The sequence below is a fragment of the Bacteroides stercorirosoris genome (assembly GCF_900142015.1).
Lineage (GTDB): Bacteria > Bacteroidota > Bacteroidia > Bacteroidales > Bacteroidaceae > Bacteroides > Bacteroides stercorirosoris.
Window position 1 is genome coordinate 69,904 of sequence record NZ_FQZN01000020.1, and the last position, 19,668, is coordinate 89,571.

The 19,668-nt window shown below is 46.0% G+C and carries 10 protein-coding genes; 4 read left to right on the forward strand and 6 right to left on the reverse strand.

All coding sequences use genetic code 11. From position 1 onward, the window contains the following. Positions 1 to 4 precede the first annotated feature (4 nt). Entirely contained in the window at positions 5 to 2,218 is a 2,214-nt protein-coding gene (locus BUC01_RS15425; protein WP_025831487.1) for a glycoside hydrolase family 3 N-terminal domain-containing protein, read from the forward strand. Positions 2,219 to 2,230: 12 nt separating this feature from the next. Beyond that, positions 2,231 to 4,375, forward strand: coding sequence for a polysaccharide lyase family 8 super-sandwich domain-containing protein (locus BUC01_RS15430; RefSeq protein ID WP_244895753.1), 2,145 nt, complete (start codon positions 2,231 to 2,233; stop codon positions 4,373 to 4,375). A gap of 143 nt (positions 4,376 to 4,518) precedes the next feature. On the opposite strand, the gene BUC01_RS15435 is transcribed toward BUC01_RS15430, so the two are convergent. The 6 genes from BUC01_RS15435 to BUC01_RS15460 form a co-directional block, all read right to left on the reverse strand. Then, complete coding sequence (locus BUC01_RS15435) at positions 4,519 to 6,510, reverse strand: glucosamine-6-phosphate deaminase (protein ID WP_073314176.1); 1,992 nt, start codon at positions 6,508 to 6,510, stop codon at positions 4,519 to 4,521. Between the two features lie 232 nt (positions 6,511 to 6,742). Further along, entirely contained in the window at positions 6,743 to 9,160 is a 2,418-nt protein-coding gene (gene pbpC / locus BUC01_RS15440; RefSeq protein ID WP_025831491.1) for a penicillin-binding protein 1C, read from the reverse strand. A gap of 87 nt (positions 9,161 to 9,247) precedes the next feature. Next, complete coding sequence (locus BUC01_RS15445; RefSeq protein ID WP_073314178.1) at positions 9,248 to 14,866, reverse strand: alpha-2-macroglobulin family protein; 5,619 nt, start codon at positions 14,864 to 14,866, stop codon at positions 9,248 to 9,250. Positions 14,867 to 14,901: 35 nt separating this feature from the next. Then, positions 14,902 to 15,705, reverse strand: coding sequence for an amidohydrolase (locus BUC01_RS15450; RefSeq protein WP_025831493.1), 804 nt, complete (start codon positions 15,703 to 15,705; stop codon positions 14,902 to 14,904). A gap of 81 nt (positions 15,706 to 15,786) precedes the next feature. After that, complete coding sequence (locus tag BUC01_RS15455) at positions 15,787 to 16,341, reverse strand: 1-acyl-sn-glycerol-3-phosphate acyltransferase (protein ID WP_025831495.1); 555 nt, start codon at positions 16,339 to 16,341, stop codon at positions 15,787 to 15,789. 9 nt (positions 16,342 to 16,350) lie between these two features. Then, positions 16,351 to 16,620 (reverse strand): hypothetical protein, encoded by a 270-nt coding sequence (locus BUC01_RS15460; protein WP_025831497.1) that lies wholly within the window; start codon positions 16,618 to 16,620, stop codon positions 16,351 to 16,353. Positions 16,621 to 16,802: 182 nt separating this feature from the next. Between BUC01_RS15460 and BUC01_RS15465 the strand changes: the two genes are divergently transcribed. Together BUC01_RS15465 and BUC01_RS15470 are read left to right on the forward strand one after the other, a co-directional pair. Beyond that, positions 16,803 to 18,449, forward strand: a complete 1,647-nt coding sequence (locus BUC01_RS15465) for a diphosphate--fructose-6-phosphate 1-phosphotransferase (protein WP_025831498.1) — start codon at positions 16,803 to 16,805, stop codon at positions 18,447 to 18,449. 120 nt (positions 18,450 to 18,569) lie between these two features. After that, entirely contained in the window at positions 18,570 to 19,436 is an 867-nt protein-coding gene (locus tag BUC01_RS15470) for a glycoside hydrolase family 25 protein (protein WP_034524250.1), read from the forward strand. Positions 19,437 to 19,668: the final 232 nt, after the last annotated feature.

Below are 19,668 nucleotides of genomic sequence, written 5' to 3' on the forward strand. Positions count from 1 at the left end.
TAATATGAAAAAGAATAGTCTTTTGTGTGCAATAATTCTAGGGATTATGGCAACTTCCTTGTCTGCTCAGACAAGGAAGAAGGATTATACCCATCAAGTAGATTCTGTACTGAATCTTATGACTTTGGAAGAAAAAGTCGGGCAAATGATTCAGTATTCCAATAATAAGCTTCTGACCGGACCTTCTCTTGACAGTCGTAATCATACGGAAGAAATCAAACGTGGTGAGGTAGGTTCTATTTTTAATATATTGACTGTAGAGCGTGCAAGGCAATATCAGGATTTGGCTATGCAGTCCCGTTTGAGGATTCCGTTGATTTTTGGTTTGGATGTTGTACATGGGATGAGGACTATTTTCCCGATACCGATGGCTGAAGCTGCCAGTTTTAATCTGGAATTGATAAAAAAAACAGCCAGTGTGGCGGCGGCGGAGACTTCTGCCCATGGGATTCACTGGACGTTTGCTCCCATGGTTGATATCTCCAGGGATGCCCGTTGGGGGCGTTCGATGGAAGGAGCCGGTGAAGACCCTTGGTATGGTAGTCAGGTGGCAAAGGCTCGTGTAGAAGGTTTTCAGGGTACCAATTATAATGATAGAAACACTGTGCTTGCTTGTGCGAAGCATTTTGCTGCTTATGGAGCGGCGGTAGCAGGTAAAGATTATGCCGAAGCTGATATCTCGGAACATACACTTCAACAAGTATATTTACCACCATTCCGGGCTGCAGTAGAAGCCGGAGTGGGCACTTTTATGAATGCTTTTAATGAGATAAACGGTATTCCTGCAACGGCCCATAAGCCTCTTTTAAGGGATGTTTTGAAGGGAGAATGGGGATTCACAGGCTTTGTAGTCAGTGACTGGGGTTCTGTTAGTGAGATTGCCAAACACCGGATGGCAAAAGACAATAAAGATGCAGGACGTCTGGCTGCTATTGCAGGTTGTGACATGGATATGCATTCTATGACTTATGCCAGGCATCTGATAGATTTAGTGAAAGAGGGCACTGTAGACATTACTTTGATTGATGATGCTGTAAAACGTATCTTAACGGTAAAATTCGAATTGGGCTTGTTTGATGACCCTTATCGTTATAATTATCGTGAGAAGGAAATCGGAGACAAGAAAGTGAATGCGGTTCACAGGAAAGTAGCCCGTGAAGCTGGAGCCGGTTCAATCGTCCTGCTGAAAAATCAGAATGTTCTGCCTATTGCGTCAACCGTACGTAATATAGCTTTAATCGGTCCCTTGAATAAGGCTAATAAGGATATGCTGGGGAATTGGTCTGCCATTGGCAAGGCAGAAGAGGTGATTTCTGTTTTTGATGGTTTGAAAGCTGCTTTTTCCAAGGCTAAGGTTACCTATATAGAAGGTTATGATTTGGAAACGAATGAATTGAAACCATTACCGGATCTTTCTGGTTATGATGTGCTTATTGTATCGGTAGGAGAGCGTGCCATGGATTCCGGAGAAGCGAAATCGAAAGTTGATATTAGTGTCAATGCCAATCAGCAGTTGATGGTGAAACAAATAAAGGAAAAGGCCGGGAAACCTGTTGTAACTTTGGTTATGGGTGGCCGTCCGTTGATTTTCTCCGATATGGAACCTTATACCGATGCCATTCTTGTGACTTGGTGGTTAGGTACGGAAGCTGGTAATTCTATAGCAGATGTGCTTACTGGTAGCTATAATCCGTCTGGTAAATTGCCAATGACATTTCCCCGTCATGTAGGTCAGTGTCCGATATATTACAATCATAAAAGTACAGGTCGTGCTTGGACACCAAACAATCCGTGGGTAAGCGGTTATATGGATGAGAGTGTGAAACCTGCCTATGCATTCGGATATGGTTTGAGCTATACAACTTTTGAAATTGCTGCTCCTGTGATATCAAAAAAAGAATATAGGTCAGGAGAGTCAGTGGTCGTGACTACTTTTGTTAAGAATACGGGAAAGTATACGGGCAAAGAAACCGTCCAGCTTTATTTGCAGGACGTTGCCAGTTCCGTGACCCGTCCGGTTCTTGAATTGTGTGGAATCCGGCAAATAGAATTGTTACCCGGAGAAACCCGGAAGATTGAATTTACTCTGTCAGAACAGGAACTGGGGTTCTTTAATGCAGATAGACAGTTCGTAACAGAGCCGGGTAGCTTTAAACTTTTTGTCGGGAACAGTTCGGATAATTTGAAAGTTACAGAATTTGAACTTATAGAGAAATAAATGGCATCACATATGATACGCTATGTTTTTGTACTTTTCATTTTCATTTTTACTTTGGGATTGAAAGCCGATGATTTATCCATCATCAGGCAGAAGTATATAGAAAGTATATTGTATAAAAACAAATCAGAACAGCAGCTAATACGGCTGATGTGTCAGACTTCGCATGAAAAGATCGTCGGTGATCAGATGATTGTAGAATTGATGGAACGTTGCCCGATAGAAGTCGGGTACGTTCGTCAATTATTATCAGACTTGAGTGAGGAGGGTAGTTGGAGTGACCTTGATTTTACTAATAGCAAGGCTGCCAGCTGGCTTCCGCGGATTCATGCAGCCCGTGTGCTTGAACTGACTAAAGTTTATAGTAATCCGGAGCATGATTTTTATAAATCGGCTGAGGTTGCAGAGGCTATCCATAAAGCCATAGGCTATTGGTTTCGAATGAAGCCGATAGCTGCCAATTGGTGGTATAATGAAATTGGTATACCTAAAGTACTGGGAGCTGTGTTTATCTTATTTGAAGATCAATTGTCGACGGAAGAAAAGAAACACGCTATAGAAGTGATGAGTCAGGCAAAGATAGGGATGACAGCTCAAAATAAGGTTTGGTTAGCCGGCAATGTGTTGGTGAAAGGTTTGTTGCTGAATGACCTTCAACTAGTGTGGAAAGCAAGGAATGCTATAAACGATGAGATCAAGATGGCTTATGGTAAATCAGAAGGAATTAAGGTTGATTATAGTTTTCATCAACATGGACCTCAACAGCAGGTCGGGAATTATGGTGCAGCTTATTTGGCTACTATGAGTTTCTGGGCATATATTCTTGATGACACTTCGTTGGCATTGGATGAGGAGCGTTTTCAGATTATAACTAACTATACTAATGAAGGTGTACGGAGAATTCTGTGGAAAAACAAGATGGACGTAAATAATCTCGGAAGACAGCTTTACAAGCAGGCACAGCGAAACAAAGCTTTTTCGAGTTTGTTCTCTGCCAATATGTTGGCGCAGGTGAATAGTAAAGACAGTAATACCTATCAGCTCTTGATTGATGAAAACCTTGGTAATACTCCAACTTCGTTGTTAGGGCAGTATCATTTCTGGAAATCAGATATGACAATCCATCGTTGTCCCACTTGGATGGCATCTGTGAGGATGGCATCGGACAGGGTGATTGGTACAGAGTCGGGCACTGATAATGTAAAGGGGTATTATCTGGCAGACGGTGCTCTCTATACTTATGTGGATGGTGATGAGTATACGGATGTATTTCCTTGTTGGGATTGGCGTAAAGTGCCTGGTGTAACTTGCTATCAAGAAGATAAAGCTGTCCATGTGATGGGATGGCTTGAAAAGCAAAATAAAGGTTCGTTCGTAGGAAATGTGAATGATGGCGTTATTGGTCTTACCTCGATGGATTTAGTAAGGGATGAGCTTTATGCTAGAAAAACATGGATTTTTACACCGGATTATATCTTGTGTTTAGGAGCGGGCATTCGTTCGGATAGCAGTTATCAGGTGAATACTTCTGTAGAGCAGGCTGTGCTGAGAGATGATTTACTACATCTGCATAAAGGGAAGTGGGAGGTTGTGAAGGATTTGAATTTTTCTTGTGAGAATCCCCAGCGCTTCTTTCATCGTCAGACCGGATATATTTTACTGGAAGGTAAAGGGCGTATGTTTTCTGAACAGCGTACGAATTTCTGGAATGATATCATGAAGATATATCCTAAAAGTGAATTGCTGACAAAAGATGTATTTACTATCTATATAGATCATGGGATTCTTCCACAAAATGATTCATATCAGTATATAATATTGCCGGCTACCACTCCTAAGCAAGTACAACGCTTTGATTTATCTTCATTCAAAATAATCAGTAATACTAGTCAATGTCAGGCTGTCCAACTGGATCAAGATACATATTTACTTGCATTGTATGAAGCCGGAAGTATTTCCTTGTCCGGTAAACTAAAGTTTGAAAGTGATAAAAAAGGGCTTTTCATTCTGCATACTTATAAGAAGGGGTGGAAAGTATATGCTTCGGACCCAACTCAGACAGAAGCATTTATGGAGGTGACATTTAATGGGGACAAGAGAAAAATCAAATTGCCCGAAGGCGAATATAAGGGAACTGTTGCCATATCCTCCGAATAATCTGTTGAATGCGTCATGGTAATGAAGAAAATCTTGGTGAGATAGAGATCACACGAAAATGAAGCTGATGAGAATGTTAAATGAAAAAAGGTTGCAGTGATAAAACACTGCAACCTTTTTTTCTTTATTTCTTTGTTAGTGATTTACAACGGAATATATTCCACAAATGCTTCCATTGCTTCGTAAGATGCCAAGCCCAGGCTGTCATACAATGCAGCCGTACCACGGTTACGGTCTTCACTGCGTTGCCAGAACAGGCGCTCGTCATTACCCAGGAACGGTGCGCTTTCCATCTGCGACTGGTGTTTCAGGATGGAGTTGCGTTTCGCACGCAATTCTTCCGGACTGATAGGCACTGCCATTTCAATGTTTTCAATTTCCCATTCAGCCCACGCACCACGATACATCCAGATGCGGCAATCCTTCAACCACTTTGCACCTTCTTCTTTCTCCAGGTCAATGGCTGCAAACACTGCATCCGTGCAGACACGGTGTGTTCCATGCGGGTCGGCAAGGTCGCCGGCAACGAATATCTGGTGAGGTTTCACTTCGCGCAACAGGTTGCGTACGATTTCTACGTCAGCTTCCGTCAGCGGACCTTTCTGGATGCGGCCTGTTTCGTAGAAGGGCAGGTCGAGGAAGTGGCAGTGATCCAGCGGTATATTGTTGTAAGTACATGCCGTGCGTGCTTCACCGCGGCGAATCAAACCTTTGATGGTCAGGATATCGCGCGTATCAATATCGCCGTCTTTTTTCTCTTTCAGGAACTTGCGGATTTCTGCATATTTATCAATGACCACCTGATCTTCGCTGTTATTGAAAATCTGGTTGAAACCATTGATGAAATGCATGAAGCGGATTACTTCTTCATCACCTACGGCAATGTTGCCGGAAGTTTCGTAAGCTACGTGCACATCATGTTTCTGCTCTACCAGGCGGCGGATGGTGCCACCCATAGAAATCACGTCGTCGTCCGGATGCGGAGAGAATACAACGACCCGTTTCGGATACGGCTTCGCACGTTCGGGACGATAAGTGTCGTCAGCGTTTGGCTTTCCACCGGGCCAGCCGGTGATGGTGTGCTGCAAGTCGTTGAATATCTTGATATTCACATTGTATGCCGAACCGAATAAAGCCAGCAATTCGCTCAATCCGTTTTCGTTATAATCCTTATTGGTCAGTTTAAGGATTGGTTTTCCAGTCAATTGGCAAAGCCATACGATGGCACTGCGAATCAGTTTATCGTTCCATTCGCAGGAAGTCACCAGCCACGGACGTTGGATGCGTGTCAGATTACCAGCTGCAGAGAGGTCGATAACGACATGGGCATTGTTATGAGTTTGCAGGTAAGAAGCCGGGATAGTGTCGGTTACCGCACCTTCCACACATTCTTTTACCATTTTGGCTTTATCCTCACCCCAAGCCATCAGATAGATTTTCTTGGCGCTCAATATGGTAGAAACCCCCATCGTTATGGAACTGATAGGCGTACTTTCAATGCTACCGAACATTTTGGATGCTTCGTTGCGTGAGTCGCTATCCAATAAAATCAGTCGGGTAGTGGAGTTCAGACGGGAGCCCGGTTCATTGAAACCGATGTTACCTACGCGTCCGATACCCAGTAACACAGCGTCCAGGCCACCGAAGCTTTCTATACGCTGTTCATACAGGCGGCAGTATTCGAAGATGGTATCTTTGGGGATGGTGCCGTCCGGGCTGAAAACGTTTTGTTTGTCAATATCCACATGATCCAGAAACATCTCTTTCAGGGCATTCAGATTGCTGTTGATGGCATCCGACGTAAGTGGATAATATTCGTAAAGGTTGAATATGATGACATTACGGAAACTCAGACCTTCTTCCTTATGCATGCGGATGAGGGTTGAATATACGTTACGGGGAGAATTACCACCAGGCAATGCCAATACGCAGAAGCGTCCGGCTTTCTGTTTATCGCGGATAAGTTGCGCAATTTCACAAGCAATGTGGTTGGCTCCTTCCTCTGCCGATTCGTAAATGTCGGTTGGGATTTTTTCGAGTCGGGTCAGTACCGACCTTTCAAATGCATTCTCAGGTCTGTAATACCTGGGGGAGACTCTGTTGAGAGTGATTTGAGAACTAAGATTGGTTTTCATAACTTATTGGTATTAATAAATTGATTAAAGCTTATCACTTCTAAGATTTAACAAATATACGAAAAACAAAGTTCACTCCTAAAAGCGTTGGGGTTGTTTTTCGGAACAAGGTGTTTTTTGCCGCACTGTTTCGGGGTACAAATGTAGGCACTTTTTAGCAACAAAGCACTCACTCTTTTTAGGTATTTTCTTTAAAAAGCCTAAAATTTATTCTGATGCAAGGTTTGTTTCGCTATTCCACAAAGAAAGTAGTAGAAACCGTATTTCCTGCATCATCTACGGCAGTCAGTGAATGTTTGCCGGAGCTGGGTTGCAGGGAGATTTTATGGAAGTCCTGAGTTTGAGTTAGATAGCAGTTGTCGAGGTGCCAATAGATGGTAGTGGCGGGATTGCTATGTGCCAGTTCGACGGTGATGAAGCCTTTGCTTCCGTCCATCTGCCGGGGCAACACGATGCGGGCATTCATCGGTGGATAGATGAATTGCATCTGTTGCAGGGCGTCTTCTCCGCAACCCGGCTTGAAGGGTGGAAGTGGATTGTATTCCGGATGATGCTGTTTATAATACCATTCCCATACGGGCGGCAGAGTGAACCATGACTTTTGGATGGTGGGCTCCGTATTGGCACAATTTTCATAAATGCGTTGGGTTTCATCAGCCGACAAAGTGATGAGATGATGATAGGGGCAGGCTTCTGTCTTGAGCCCTGCAGGAAGAATCAATAAGGTGTCCGTCTCTTCACAGAATCTACTTTTCAGATGTCCTGATTTCCGGCATATTTCAGCTTTGACAAAGATATCTCCCGGACGTTTGAACCATCGTGAGGCAGGAAGCATATTGAATATGTCAAACAATACCGGACCCGCTGTCCGTGCTCCTACAAGACCGGGCTTTCCTTCTCCGGTTGCGTTCCCCACCCATACGCCTACTGCATATCTGGGGGTGACTCCGACAGCCCAGGCATCGCGGAAACCATAACTTGTTCCGGTTTTCGAGGCAATGGAGTGCATGGAGGGGATGGATTTCCAGTCTATCTCTTCGGGGCGGTTGACTTCGGTCAGGGCATCAAAGGTTTGCCATACGGCACCCGGCTGAAAAATATCTGTTCCGCTTGCCTCCGATGCCGTTTGCTTCGTTTCCCTAAGCTCACTCTCCGCTGCCTGTTGCTCACTTTCTGTCATCCTGAGCTTGTCGTAGGATCTCTTCTCCTCCTTTTCTTGAGAAGAAGCAAGCAGTAAGCTGCATTTTTCTTGCGGAAGTTGCAGCAAGCTTCGTCCCATATTAGCGTATGCACTCGTCACGTCCCATAGTGTAGCTTCCGCGCCGCCCAGAATAAGTGATAATCCATAATGGGAGGCGGGACGGTTAATTGTCTTAAATCCTGTTTGCCGTAGGAAACTGTGAAACTTTGGGACTCCATATCTTTGCAGCATCGTGACAGCCGGAATATTCAGCGACCGTGCAAGCGCCTCCGATGCAGGAACCGCCCCCTCAAACTGCAAGTTGAAGTTCTGGGGAGTGAATCCGTTGATATTAACCGGTATATCCGGCAGCAGCATATCCGGTAACAGGCTGCCTTCCTGCAACATCGCATAGTAGAGGAATGGCTTCAGAATACTTCCCGTGCTTCTGGGAGCCTGAATGACATCTACTTGATTTCCTGCCTGTTTGCGCTCAAAGTTGACATTTCCGCAATAGGCTACTACTTGATTGTTCCGGATATCAATCACCAGGATTGCCAGATTACGTATATCGCTCCGGTTGAATTCGTTGCTCCATCGTTCGGCCAGACTTTCAATCTGTGTCTGGATTCCCCTGTCGATGGTTGATACGGAATACTTCCCGTTTCGTTCTTGATAGAAGCGGCTGACCAGGTGTGGGGCTATTTGTGGCAACGGATGCGGTTCTTCAGGAAGTGGTTCGCTGACAGCCAGTTCGTAGGTCGATTCATCTATTACTTCTTCCTTATATAGTTGTTTCAGGAGTCTGTTGCGCTTTTCGAGTAGTGCCTGGCGTGCCTTTGAGAGATGAATCATCGAAGGCGCATTGGGCAGCACAGCCAGCATGGCAGCTTCTGCCCACGACAAATCTTCTGCGGAATGTCCGAAGTATCTCCATGCTGCGGCATCCAGTCCTACAACATTTCCGCCGAACGGGGCGTGCGAGACGTACATCGACAGGATTTCTTCTTTCGAAGCGCGGAATTCGAGACGGGTAGCCAGGATCATTTCAATGAATTTCTCCCCGAAGGTGCGCGATTCATTTCTTGCCAGCCGGATGGTCTGCATCGTGAGGGTGCTTCCACCGCTGACGACGCGTTTGTTTTTCAGATTTTGCCAGACAGCTCTTCCGGTAGCGAATGGGTTGACGCCCCAGTGATAATAGAAATGCCTGTCTTCAAACATCATCAGGCATTGCTTCATTTTCTCCGGAGTAGTGGTTCGGGGAGGAAAACGCCATTGACCGTCGGAGGCTATGCGTGCACCTAATAGATCTCCGTTGCGGTCGGTCACGACGGTAGAGTAGGGGACATGGAACAATTCTCTGGGGAGACAAAAGATATAGCCTATCACCAGAATTGTAATAATGCTGAGTATTACTTTTCCGGTGATAGACAGGTGCTTGAAGAAGTTGATAATCTGAACTTTCATCCATGGTTTATATAACTATCCCCGTTCTCCTCCTCCCAGAAGGAGGGGAATTGAGATACTCTGTTTTTTACTTACTGAGGTACTCCGTTACCTACTAACCGTCGTCCTTCCCGCCCTTGTCCGTGCCTGTGCCGAAGCGTCATACATGGCTTCGCACTGGACGGCAGGCAGAACAAAATTACCGGCATACGTGGCTTGCAGCCTTACGGTAAACTTTTTCAGTTCGCTACGTTGCAGGTCAAAGTAAGTCAGTACGCGGTCGTCGCGAATATCCTGATAGGTATAATTGCGGGTAGGAGTAGCCTCCGGAGTTATAAAACGTTCATTGTAAATCTCCCATCCTGACGGAATGATATGCGTTAACGCCAGATTGCTATAACCGGTAGTCCCACTGATATTGCCTACGGTGATGACAGCCATAAAGTCAGTGCCTTGCCGGATGTCATCTATAGATATAGTCGCTCCGTTCATATCCGTATATTTCACATCCAGGCGGAGATTATTGGAAATTGCGGGCAGTGTATCGTTGACTAACTGTATACGTGTAATGAAGTCCACATTCAACGCTCCCTTACCTTGATTCTTTACTGTCACATTTCCCGATGCCGGGGTAGTAGCCAGTTCCTTTCCGAATACAGCCTTAGCCGACTTCACGGCAGGTTGTTGCTTTCCGTTCCAACTCCAGGTGAAATCCAGTGTGCCTGAGAGTTTTTCCGCCAGACGTCCCATTGCCATCAGTGAGAAAGCTGTGGACTGTGTACTGAACCAGTTCTCATCTGCCAGATTCTGCGAAACTTTCTTGGCCTGTTGCAGGGCGGCTTGGTCTTTGTGCAACAAAATCAGTGTTTCCAGTATCATCGCCTCGTCGCGGTCGTATGAGCCGTAGATGAAGTTTTGTGAAGAATAGGGTTTCACGGTTGTTTCCGCATTGAACACCAGTTCTTCTGCCGGCTTCGTCTTACCCGTCAGGGCATATGCTGCCGCCAGTCTCCATTTGGCTTGCAACGACAGGTTGGCTTGCTCCTTCATCCGGTTCATGGCTCCCTGTTCAGGAGCGCCTGCCAATGCTAATGTATATAACCTGTAAGCCTGTTGCAATCCTGATTGCCAGTACATCCAACTGTCATTCTGTTCCGGCATCCGCCAGTTCTGGGCGGCGGTACGCTGGAAGCGTTTCCACTTGTCCAGCACATTCGGATGAACGGCATAGCCTTTCTCTTGTGCCAGCACGAGGAACATACCCGTATAAGAGGTTATCCACTCATCAGCCACCGCATTTCCCGGCCAGTAGACGAAACCACCGTTGGGAAGCTGCCGGGAGTAAATCTGCCGGATGCCTTCCTGTATATTGGCTTTTATCTTTTCCGCCTCTTCACTGTCAATGGCTTTGAACTGGCTGACAAACAGCAATGGCAATACTTTCGATGTCAGCTGCTCCGTGCAATGGTGCTGGTAGTTGTACAGGAAATCGAACCGTCGGCTGATGTCCACCGGAGGTATGCGCGAAACTTCCATCAGCAAACGGCTATTTGCCGGAGATGCATTATTCAGATTGTACGGGATGGTTACACTTTCTCCGCCTTCCACCCATTTGCTGGTGCGCAGGGTGACTGCCGGATTCGGATTCCGCACTTCTATTTCAATCGTTTCTTTCGTCTGTTTTCCGTCACCGCTGGCAGTCAGATGGATGGTTGCTTTCCCGGTTTGGCTGCCTGTCTTGATCTTGAAGAATGTGAGCTGGTCACCCGGTTGGGCAAAAGTGATGGACTGCTGTTTATTCCCTACAACTTGCACTCCGCCGCCGGTTGCCTGAATGGACACCGTTACATTCTTCACCTCTTTTTCCATGGCAAAGATATTCACCGGAACAGTGATTTCCTCCTGCGTACTGAGAACACGAGGGAGGGTAGACAACAGCATCAACGGTGTCCGTACAAACGATGTCTTTTCCGCCTTTCCGTAAGCTCCATCCTGTCCGGCCACTACCATTGTGCGGACAGAACCCACATACATAGGCAGCTTCAGCGTATGCGTTCTTTGTTTGCCCTTATCCAGATAGAACGGGCCGATGAATTTGACTACCGGTTTGAACCGGTTTGCTTTTGCGTCGGCAGGTTTCAGTGTTTCGTCACCACCTGTGCTGAACAAAGAACTGTAACGTCCTGCCGAAGCTCCGAGCACATCGTCATACATATCCCAGGTACGGATGCCCAATGCTTCGCGGGCATAGAAATCATTCCACGGGTCGGGAGTCTTGAAGTTCGTCAGGTCGAGCAAACCGTCATCCACGATAGCCAGCGTATACGTCATGGGTTTACCACTCTTCTCGCTGACAGTCACATTGAAGTCGGTTTCCGGACGCAACACTTCCGGCATTTTAATTTGCGGTTGCAATATGGTTTGCTTATTAGTCACTAATACCGGAACAACACCGTACATACGTATCGGCAAATCGTTCACAGTCTGCGCATGAGGCTGCAACAGGCTGATGTGCAGGTAAACATTCGGAGCCATTTCCGGAGTGACCTTGAAAGCATATTTCGTGTCTCCGTTGCTGGAAACTTCAATCCATTCGCGTTGCAATACGGTCGAACCGTTTTCCAAGGAAACCAGTGCCCGCCCTCCTGCGGCGGCAGGGATGATGGCAGTTGCCGTTTCACCGATTTCGTATGATTCCTTATCCAGTGAGAAGGCCAGCATCTTGATGCCGCTTGGGTCAGTCTTGCTTGAACGTCCGCGCCAGTCGGGCCAGTCTATATAAACGGTTCCGCCGGTGGCGTGCCCGCTTTCCTTATCCTTTACATACACCAGATATCGTCCCCAGTCCGGATAGTTAACCCGAAACTTGAAAGTCGCTTTTCCGCCTGTAGTCCGGATGTTTCCACTGGCTACGGGAGTGATGGAACTACTGTTTATGTAAGTGCCGAATGATTCTTCCCGGTTTTCCCACCACCAACTCCAGGAGACGCGGTAGATTCTGTATTCCAGGTTGGAACGGTTCACCAATTGTCCTTCCGCGTTCACCGTGACAAGGTCGAATACATGATCCTTATCTGTTTCTACATATTTCCCTTTCGGTTGGTTCAGGTTGATGCCGACATAGGATGAGAAGGGAGAGAACGGAATGGTCTGTGTATAAATGCTGGCATCTCCTCCCGGCTCGAATACGCGGCTGGTCAGGGTTGCATTCAGCATGCCCGGTGCATTGGTGGCAGGTGGCAGCTTCAGCATGAAAGCGGCCTTTCCTTCCGCATCCAGCGTACCGTCGAATACATCGCTCTTCACGGTCGTAAATTCAGTTGCCGGATTATTGAAGATGTATTGGCTGTAATTCTTGAATTGCGTATTTACCCTTGACAGGGACATTTCCACTTTGGTTTTCAGCCTGGATGCCGTGGCTCCCGTCAACCACGTGGAAGAAAGGGCTACCGGCATTTCTTTTGCTGAAGCCTGAATGACCTTATCGGGTAATTTTAGGTTGATCTTCAGCCGGTTCGGTTTTACGGTTTCTATGCGGAGGCTCTTATGGAAAGCTGTTCCACCCACTTTGACATAGGCGTTCCATAATCCGGTCGGATCTTCTGCCCGTGTCGGAATATCAAAAGTATAGAAACCATTTACACCTTGTGTAGAAATCATTTTCGTATAGAACTGGCCTCTCGGATTATAAAGTTCCAGCGCTACGGGATGTTTGTCCGGAATTCTCTTTTCCCGGTCTTCCAGGATGAAGGCTACGTGAAGCGTATCTCCCGGTCTCCATACCCCTCTTTCTCCATATACAAAGCCCTTTAAGCCTTTTTGAATATCCTTTCCGCCTACGTCAAACCGACTGACGGATTGTTCTTCACCATCTGCCACGCGGACATATGCTTTCTGTTTGTCCACTTCGGCTACGAGGATGAAAGGTACGCCTTTCGGGGTGATTTCCACAAAGCCCTCACTGTTGGTTTCACCAGTTCCGATGGCTTGCAACTGGAAGTTATAAGCGGTCACTTTCGCTTTTTCCATCGGCTTGGTGTCCAGGATGTTACTTACGGCAATCCAGAGCTTGTTCAGTGAATTCCGTTTCACAATCATTCCTATATTCGAAGCGAATACATTGCAGGATGCCGCCCGGTCGGAGTCCATATAATAGGAAGGGTGGCAGGGATTGTTGCGTTGCCTCCAGTCATACTGTCTCCAGTCCATTTGAACTCCGCCGTTATAATAGAAGTAGGCTTCGGGGGTGTCCCATTCCGCTTCGTTTTCTTCAAAAAGAGTATTTCCGCTGACTTTTGTCAGTCCTTCGGGGGCTGCATTGCCGGCAAAACTCATCTGCTGGTTCTCTGTTCCGCTGCAAGGATATGCCGAGTATTCCTGCCGGAAGGAAAGAATAACGCGGTAGATGGCTCCCGGTTCCTGTCGGATAAGTCCGGCAAGGTCTATCGAATAATCTTCCCAGCGGTGCACATCTTTCGTACTGTCTTTACTCAGCCAAAGCGTGTTCTGGTAAACCAACCGCCCGGAACGTCGCAGTTCGCTGGCAGACGAAAGGGTATTTGTCTGCATAAACATCAGCACGTTGTTCTCGAAAATGCGGATGACGCTCAAATCCACTGCATAAAGATTGACTGCCCGGAATGGGATAATCAGGCTTTTGGAGTCGGGCAGGATAGCGGCCGAAGTAGACATTTCCACTTGCGGTTTCAGATTGAGCTCGCTGAACGAGATGGAGTGGGAGGTACCAAGTGATTTATCTTTGCTGTTTTTCACTCCCTCATGTATCTTCAGTGTCAGTTTATTCAGTTGGTTTGCTTCAAAGTAGATATATACTTTGTTGCTTTCTACCTGAAAGATGGAAGTGGATACTTCCGGAATTTCAATCAATCCTTTCAAATCCTGTGTAGTGGAAACCGGGTCGGAAAATACAATTTCTATTCCGTTTTCCGGTTCTTCGATACGCTTGGCGGAAAGGAAACGGAAACTGTTCTTTGAAGGAATCAGTACGCTTTCGGTCAGCTGGCGGTCGATGCCTACGGGGCTGCCGTCCGCTTTTATTTCCAGTTGATAGTCTTCTTCTTCACGGGGAATACCGATAATCTCGAACTGGTAGCGTGTCGGGTTATCTGTCGGGGTGATGTTTACCGGGTAGGTTTGTCCTTTCCCGTTTCCGGCAGTCAGCATTTTTTCTACCGCTTCTTTCTTTGCGGCATCACTGAAGCGTATTTCTCCTTTGATGCCTACCTGTTCGGAGTGGCTGTTTATGTCGGCTGTTGTCAGCGGTTCAACGTTGAGAGAGAAATTGGGTTCCTGCACCCTGAAAGAAAACTTGAATTCTTTCAGGCGGCTGTCCACTTCTACAAATTTGCCCAGTTGGAAAGTGCCTTCGTAGAATTGTCCCGGTTTCAGAATACCCGCTTCAGGAACGAATTCAATGGTATTGTTGCTGACCCAATACGCCTTACCCTTCAGAGAGGGAGAGAAACTGAATGGGTTCTCTTTCAGCTCATTGTTCAGATCCACCATAGGCTGGTCTTGTGTCAGTTCTATGCGGATGTTCGAAGTTTGCGAGATGACTCCTCCGGTGTATGCGTTCACATAAGGAGCGTATTCGGCAGAGGGAACAATATCTTTCTTGCTGCTTGTGCAGGAAGCAAAGACAACAATACTCAGTAACAGAAAGAATAGCTTATCAGCTATACGATGTTTAGCTTTCATTCGTCCCATGATTATAGTAGTTATTAAGTTACAATGGTGAATTGTCAATTCTCAATTGTCAATTGAAAAAAGTCCGCGTCTTTCCATGCGGGGAATTTGCTTCTGAATTCTCTTAATGCGGAGAGGTCGAGAGAAACGGTGTCGGTGCCCTCTTCGTTATCAGGCACACTGGCAAGGAGCTCACCTTTTGGTGAATAAATCACGCTGCCACCGCTATATGACATTTGGTTATCATCCGTACCGACCCGGTTTACGCCACATACGTAGCAGATATTTTCGAGTGCACGCGCTTGCAACAGGACATCCCACACCCGACGGCGGGGAACAGGCCAGTTGGCGACGTATATCAGGAGATCGTATTCGTTGTTCACATTACGGCTCCAGACCGGAAAACGTAAGTCGTAGCAGACAAGCAAAAGAATATTCCACCCCCGGTAAGAAATGATCGGCCGCCGGTTTCCCGCACTGAAATGTTCCGTTTCTTTTCCCATGCGGAAGAGATGGTGCTTATCATAATAGTAAGCTTCTCCTTCGGGAGTCAGGAAGAAAGCACGGTTGTAGTAAGGGTGGTGGTTGGTAGGAGAAACTGTACCTTCGTTACAGGCGATATAACTACCCGTGATGGCAATTTGGAATTCTGTAGCCCATTGGCGCAGGGTGGTGATGGTATCACCGGTTACAGGCTCGGCCAGTTGCCGACTGTTCATGCTGAATCCGGTGGAGAAGGTTTCGGGCAAGACAACAATCTCCGCTTCTCCGCGAAGCGTTTCCAGCTTCTTGCGGAGTAGGCGGAGATTCTCTTGTTTATCCTCCCAAACAATATCTGTTTGTAATAGAGTTACACGCATAATACTAAGGTTAAAACAGTTAAGGAATAACCTGAGCTTAAAAGACTTTCATCTTTAATCTAAGTTTGAAAGACTTTCAGCTTACATATTTCCTAAAGCGAAGTTTTTCGGATTCTTTCCTACAAAGTCCTTATAATAAAGCTTTACCTCGCGCATATCCTTTTCGATGTCTCCGGAAGGCATGAACGCCTTTGTTGCGGAAATCGTCTTGGTTCTATAGTTGATTCCTATTAAAACAATGGGAACCTGCGCTTTCAAAGCTATAAAATAAAATCCTTTCTTCCAATTAGGATTAGCCTTACGGGTTCCTTCCGGTGTAATCGCAAGCTGAAACTTCTTACTTTTAGCAAACCTTTCCGCCATTTGGTCAACCAATGATGTTTTACGTCCCCGGTCCACCGGTATGCCGCCCACAGCCTTGAATATCAGTCCCAGCGGAAAGAAGAACCATTCTTTCTTCATCATGAAACTGGTTTTCCGACCGATGGCTCCATAAAATAGTTTGCCGATAAATAAATCCCAATTTGATGTATGAGGTGCTGCGGTTATCACGCATTTATCATAATCCGGCACCGTCACGTTTGTCTTCCATCCCAAAATGCGATAGTAGATAAAGCCGTATATTGCTTTTTTCATTCCGGATTCTTACTTCAGTTTACCGATACCGTCAATAATTTCATTCACTTTCTTGTTGAAGTCTTCGCGGAACTTCTTGTAAAATCCCTTAACATTTCCCGGTTCAGTATGACTGATGCGGCTGACAAATTCATCCTGCATTTCCAGAACTTCCGCCATTAGCTTATCGGCTTTGGCCTTGTCGGTTCCGGGTACATATAAGCTGTTTACCAAACACTCCATGAACAGTTCACCTGCGATATAATTGACGTTTTTCTTGAGTTCTCTTCTACTTGCCATAATCTTTACTTTTTTAGTGAATAAATTGAAATATCTCCGGTAAAGATAAGTACTTTCCACGGTATAAACCAACATTTCATATTTTTTTTGATGTGCGCATCCTTTCATAATTCAGAAAAAAACACGAAATTTGCGACGCTTTTGAACGAAACTTTACTAACACCTTTAAATAATTAGATAAAATGACAAAAAGTGCATTGCAAATTGCAAGGGCTGCCTATCAGCCCAAACTTCCGAAAGCGTTGAAGGGGGCCGTTAAGGCAGTAGCTGGCGCAGCTACTCAATCTGTAGCCGATCAGGAAGCTATCCAGAAATTGTTCCCCAACACGTACGGAATGCCTTTGATTAAGTTTGAGGCTACTGACGAAGTGGTTACGTTCCCTGCTATGAACGTAGGCGTTATCCTTTCAGGCGGTCAGGCTCCCGGTGGTCACAATGTGATTTCAGGTATCTTCGACGGTATCAAGAAGCTGAATAAGGATAGCAAGCTCTATGGTTTCATCCTCGGCCCCGGCGGTTTGGTAGATCACAACTATATGGAACTGACAGCTGATATCATCGACGAATATCGCAACACGGGTGGTTTCGATATCATCGGTTCCGGTCGTACGAAACTGGAAAAAGAAGATCAGTTCGAAAAGGGTCTGGAAATCCTGAAACAACTTGATATCAAAGCATTGGTCATCATCGGTGGTGACGACTCTAATACGAATGCTTGTGTGCTGGCTGAATACTATGCTGCCAAGAAGTGTGGCGTACAGGTAATCGGTTGTCCGAAGACTATCGACGGTGACCTGAAGAACGAAATGATCGAGACTTCTTTCGGTTTCGACACTGCATGTAAGGTTTACTCTGAAGTGATCGGTAACATCCAACGTGACTGTAACTCTGCCCGTAAATACTGGCACTTCATCAAGTTGATGGGACGTTCCGCTTCTCACATTGCACTGGAATGTGCTTTGCAGGTACAGCCCAACGTTTGTATCGTATCAGAAGAAGTTGAGGCAAAGGATATGTCTTTGGACGATGTAGTAACTTATATCGCTCAAGTAGTAGCCAATCGTGCTGCACAAGGCAACAACTTCGGTACGGTTCTTATCCCCGAAGGCTTGATTGAGTTTATCCCCGCTATGAAGCGCCTGATTGCTGAGTTGAATGACTTCCTCGCTGCAAATGCTGAAGAATTCTCTCAGATCAAGAAGTCACACCAACGTGACTATATCATCCGTAAACTGTCTCCGGAAAATGCCGCTATCTATGCCAGCCTGCCCGAAGGTGTTGCACGTCAGTTGACACTGGATCGTGACCCGCACGGAAACGTACAGGTATCTTTGATCGAAACAGAAAAACTGTTGTCGGAAATGGTAGCTACCAAGCTTGCTGCATGGAAAGAAGAAGGCAAGTTCGTAGGTAAGTTTGCTTCCCAGCATCATTTCTTCGGTTATGAAGGCCGTTGCGCAGCTCCGTCCAACTATGATGCTGACTACTGCTACTCATTAGGTTACACGGCAGCTTCTCTGATTGCTAACGGTAAGACAGGTTATATGTCTTCTGTACGCAACACGACTGCTCCGGCTGACGAATGGATTGCAGGCGGTGTGCCCATCACAATGATGATGAACATGGAACGTCGTCATGGCGAAATGAAGCCGGTTATCCAGAAAGCTCTGGTGAAACTGGACGGTGCTCCGTTCAAGGCATTTGCCGCTCAGCGCGACCAGTGGGCTATCACTACAGACTATGTATATCCGGGACCTATCCAGTACTTCGGACCTACGGAAGTTTGTGACCAGCCGACGAAGACTTTGCAGTTAGAACAAGCAAAATAGATCTTCCGAGAGAAGGATGTGTTAAGGGTGTTGTACTTGCGGGCGAATGATTATTCGCCCCTATAAGTGCTGTCATCACTTTTATCACATCCTTTTCCTTTATCATTATTATTGTCATTTATGGCAGACAAGAAACCTCGTACAACTACAACCCGCCGGAAACCCGCTTCTTCCCGCCCTGCCGCACCTGCTGTGCGTCGTGGCAAGAAGACAAGCAAAGAGCGTGTTATGCCCGCATGGCTGCGCACTATAGTTGCAGTCTGCATCATTGCCGTGTTCTCCGCTGGTTTTTATTGGTTCTTCATTCGTCCGTATGCCTATCGCTGGAAACCCTGTGCGGGACAGAAAGGATACGGTGTCTGCATGCCCTGTGACTATGAAGTGCATGGTATTGACATTTCTCATTATCAGGGGAGTATAGACTGGGTGCAACTGACCTCCAACAAAGCATCCCGATTCCCCATACATTTTGTTTTCATGAAAGCCACTGAAGGCGGTGACCATGGTGACGATACCTTCCCGTTTAATTTCGACCAGGCACGCCGTTATGGTTTCATTCGTGGAGCTTATCATTTCTTTTCTCCTAAAACAGATCCTAATAAACAGGCTGATTTCTTTATCCGCACCGTTCAGCTTACTGCCGGAGACTTGCCGCCTGTGCTGGATGTGGAAAATATTGGTAAAAGTACCCCGAAAGATTTAAAGACTGCCGTCAAAACCTGGCTTGACCGCATAGAGGCGCATTATGGTGTGAAGCCGATTCTTTATACTTCTTATAAATTCAAGAGCCGTTATCTCAGCGATTCCATATTCAATACGTATCCTTATTGGATTGCGCACTATTACGTGGATTCTGTGAAATATGAAGGCCCGTGGCACTTCTGGCAGCATACGGATGCAGGAAATGTTCCCGGTATCAGAGAAGAGGTCGATTTGAATGTTTTCAACGGTACGCTGGAAGAACTCGTTAATATGACAATTCCTTGATTATACTGTATCTTAAATAATCAAATTAGTGAGCTTGCCTGATGAAAACTATGTAAACACTAATTTTTACCTTCTTGATATATTTCTTTCACTAACTCTGTTCTGAGTATCGGTCTGCAATGTTTTCTTTTTTTTCTTCATTCTGCTATGTTTCTCTTTTGATGTAAATCCTATCTTGCTGATTTATAGATGTATAATAGAATATTCTTGATTTTTTATTATAGATGGAAAA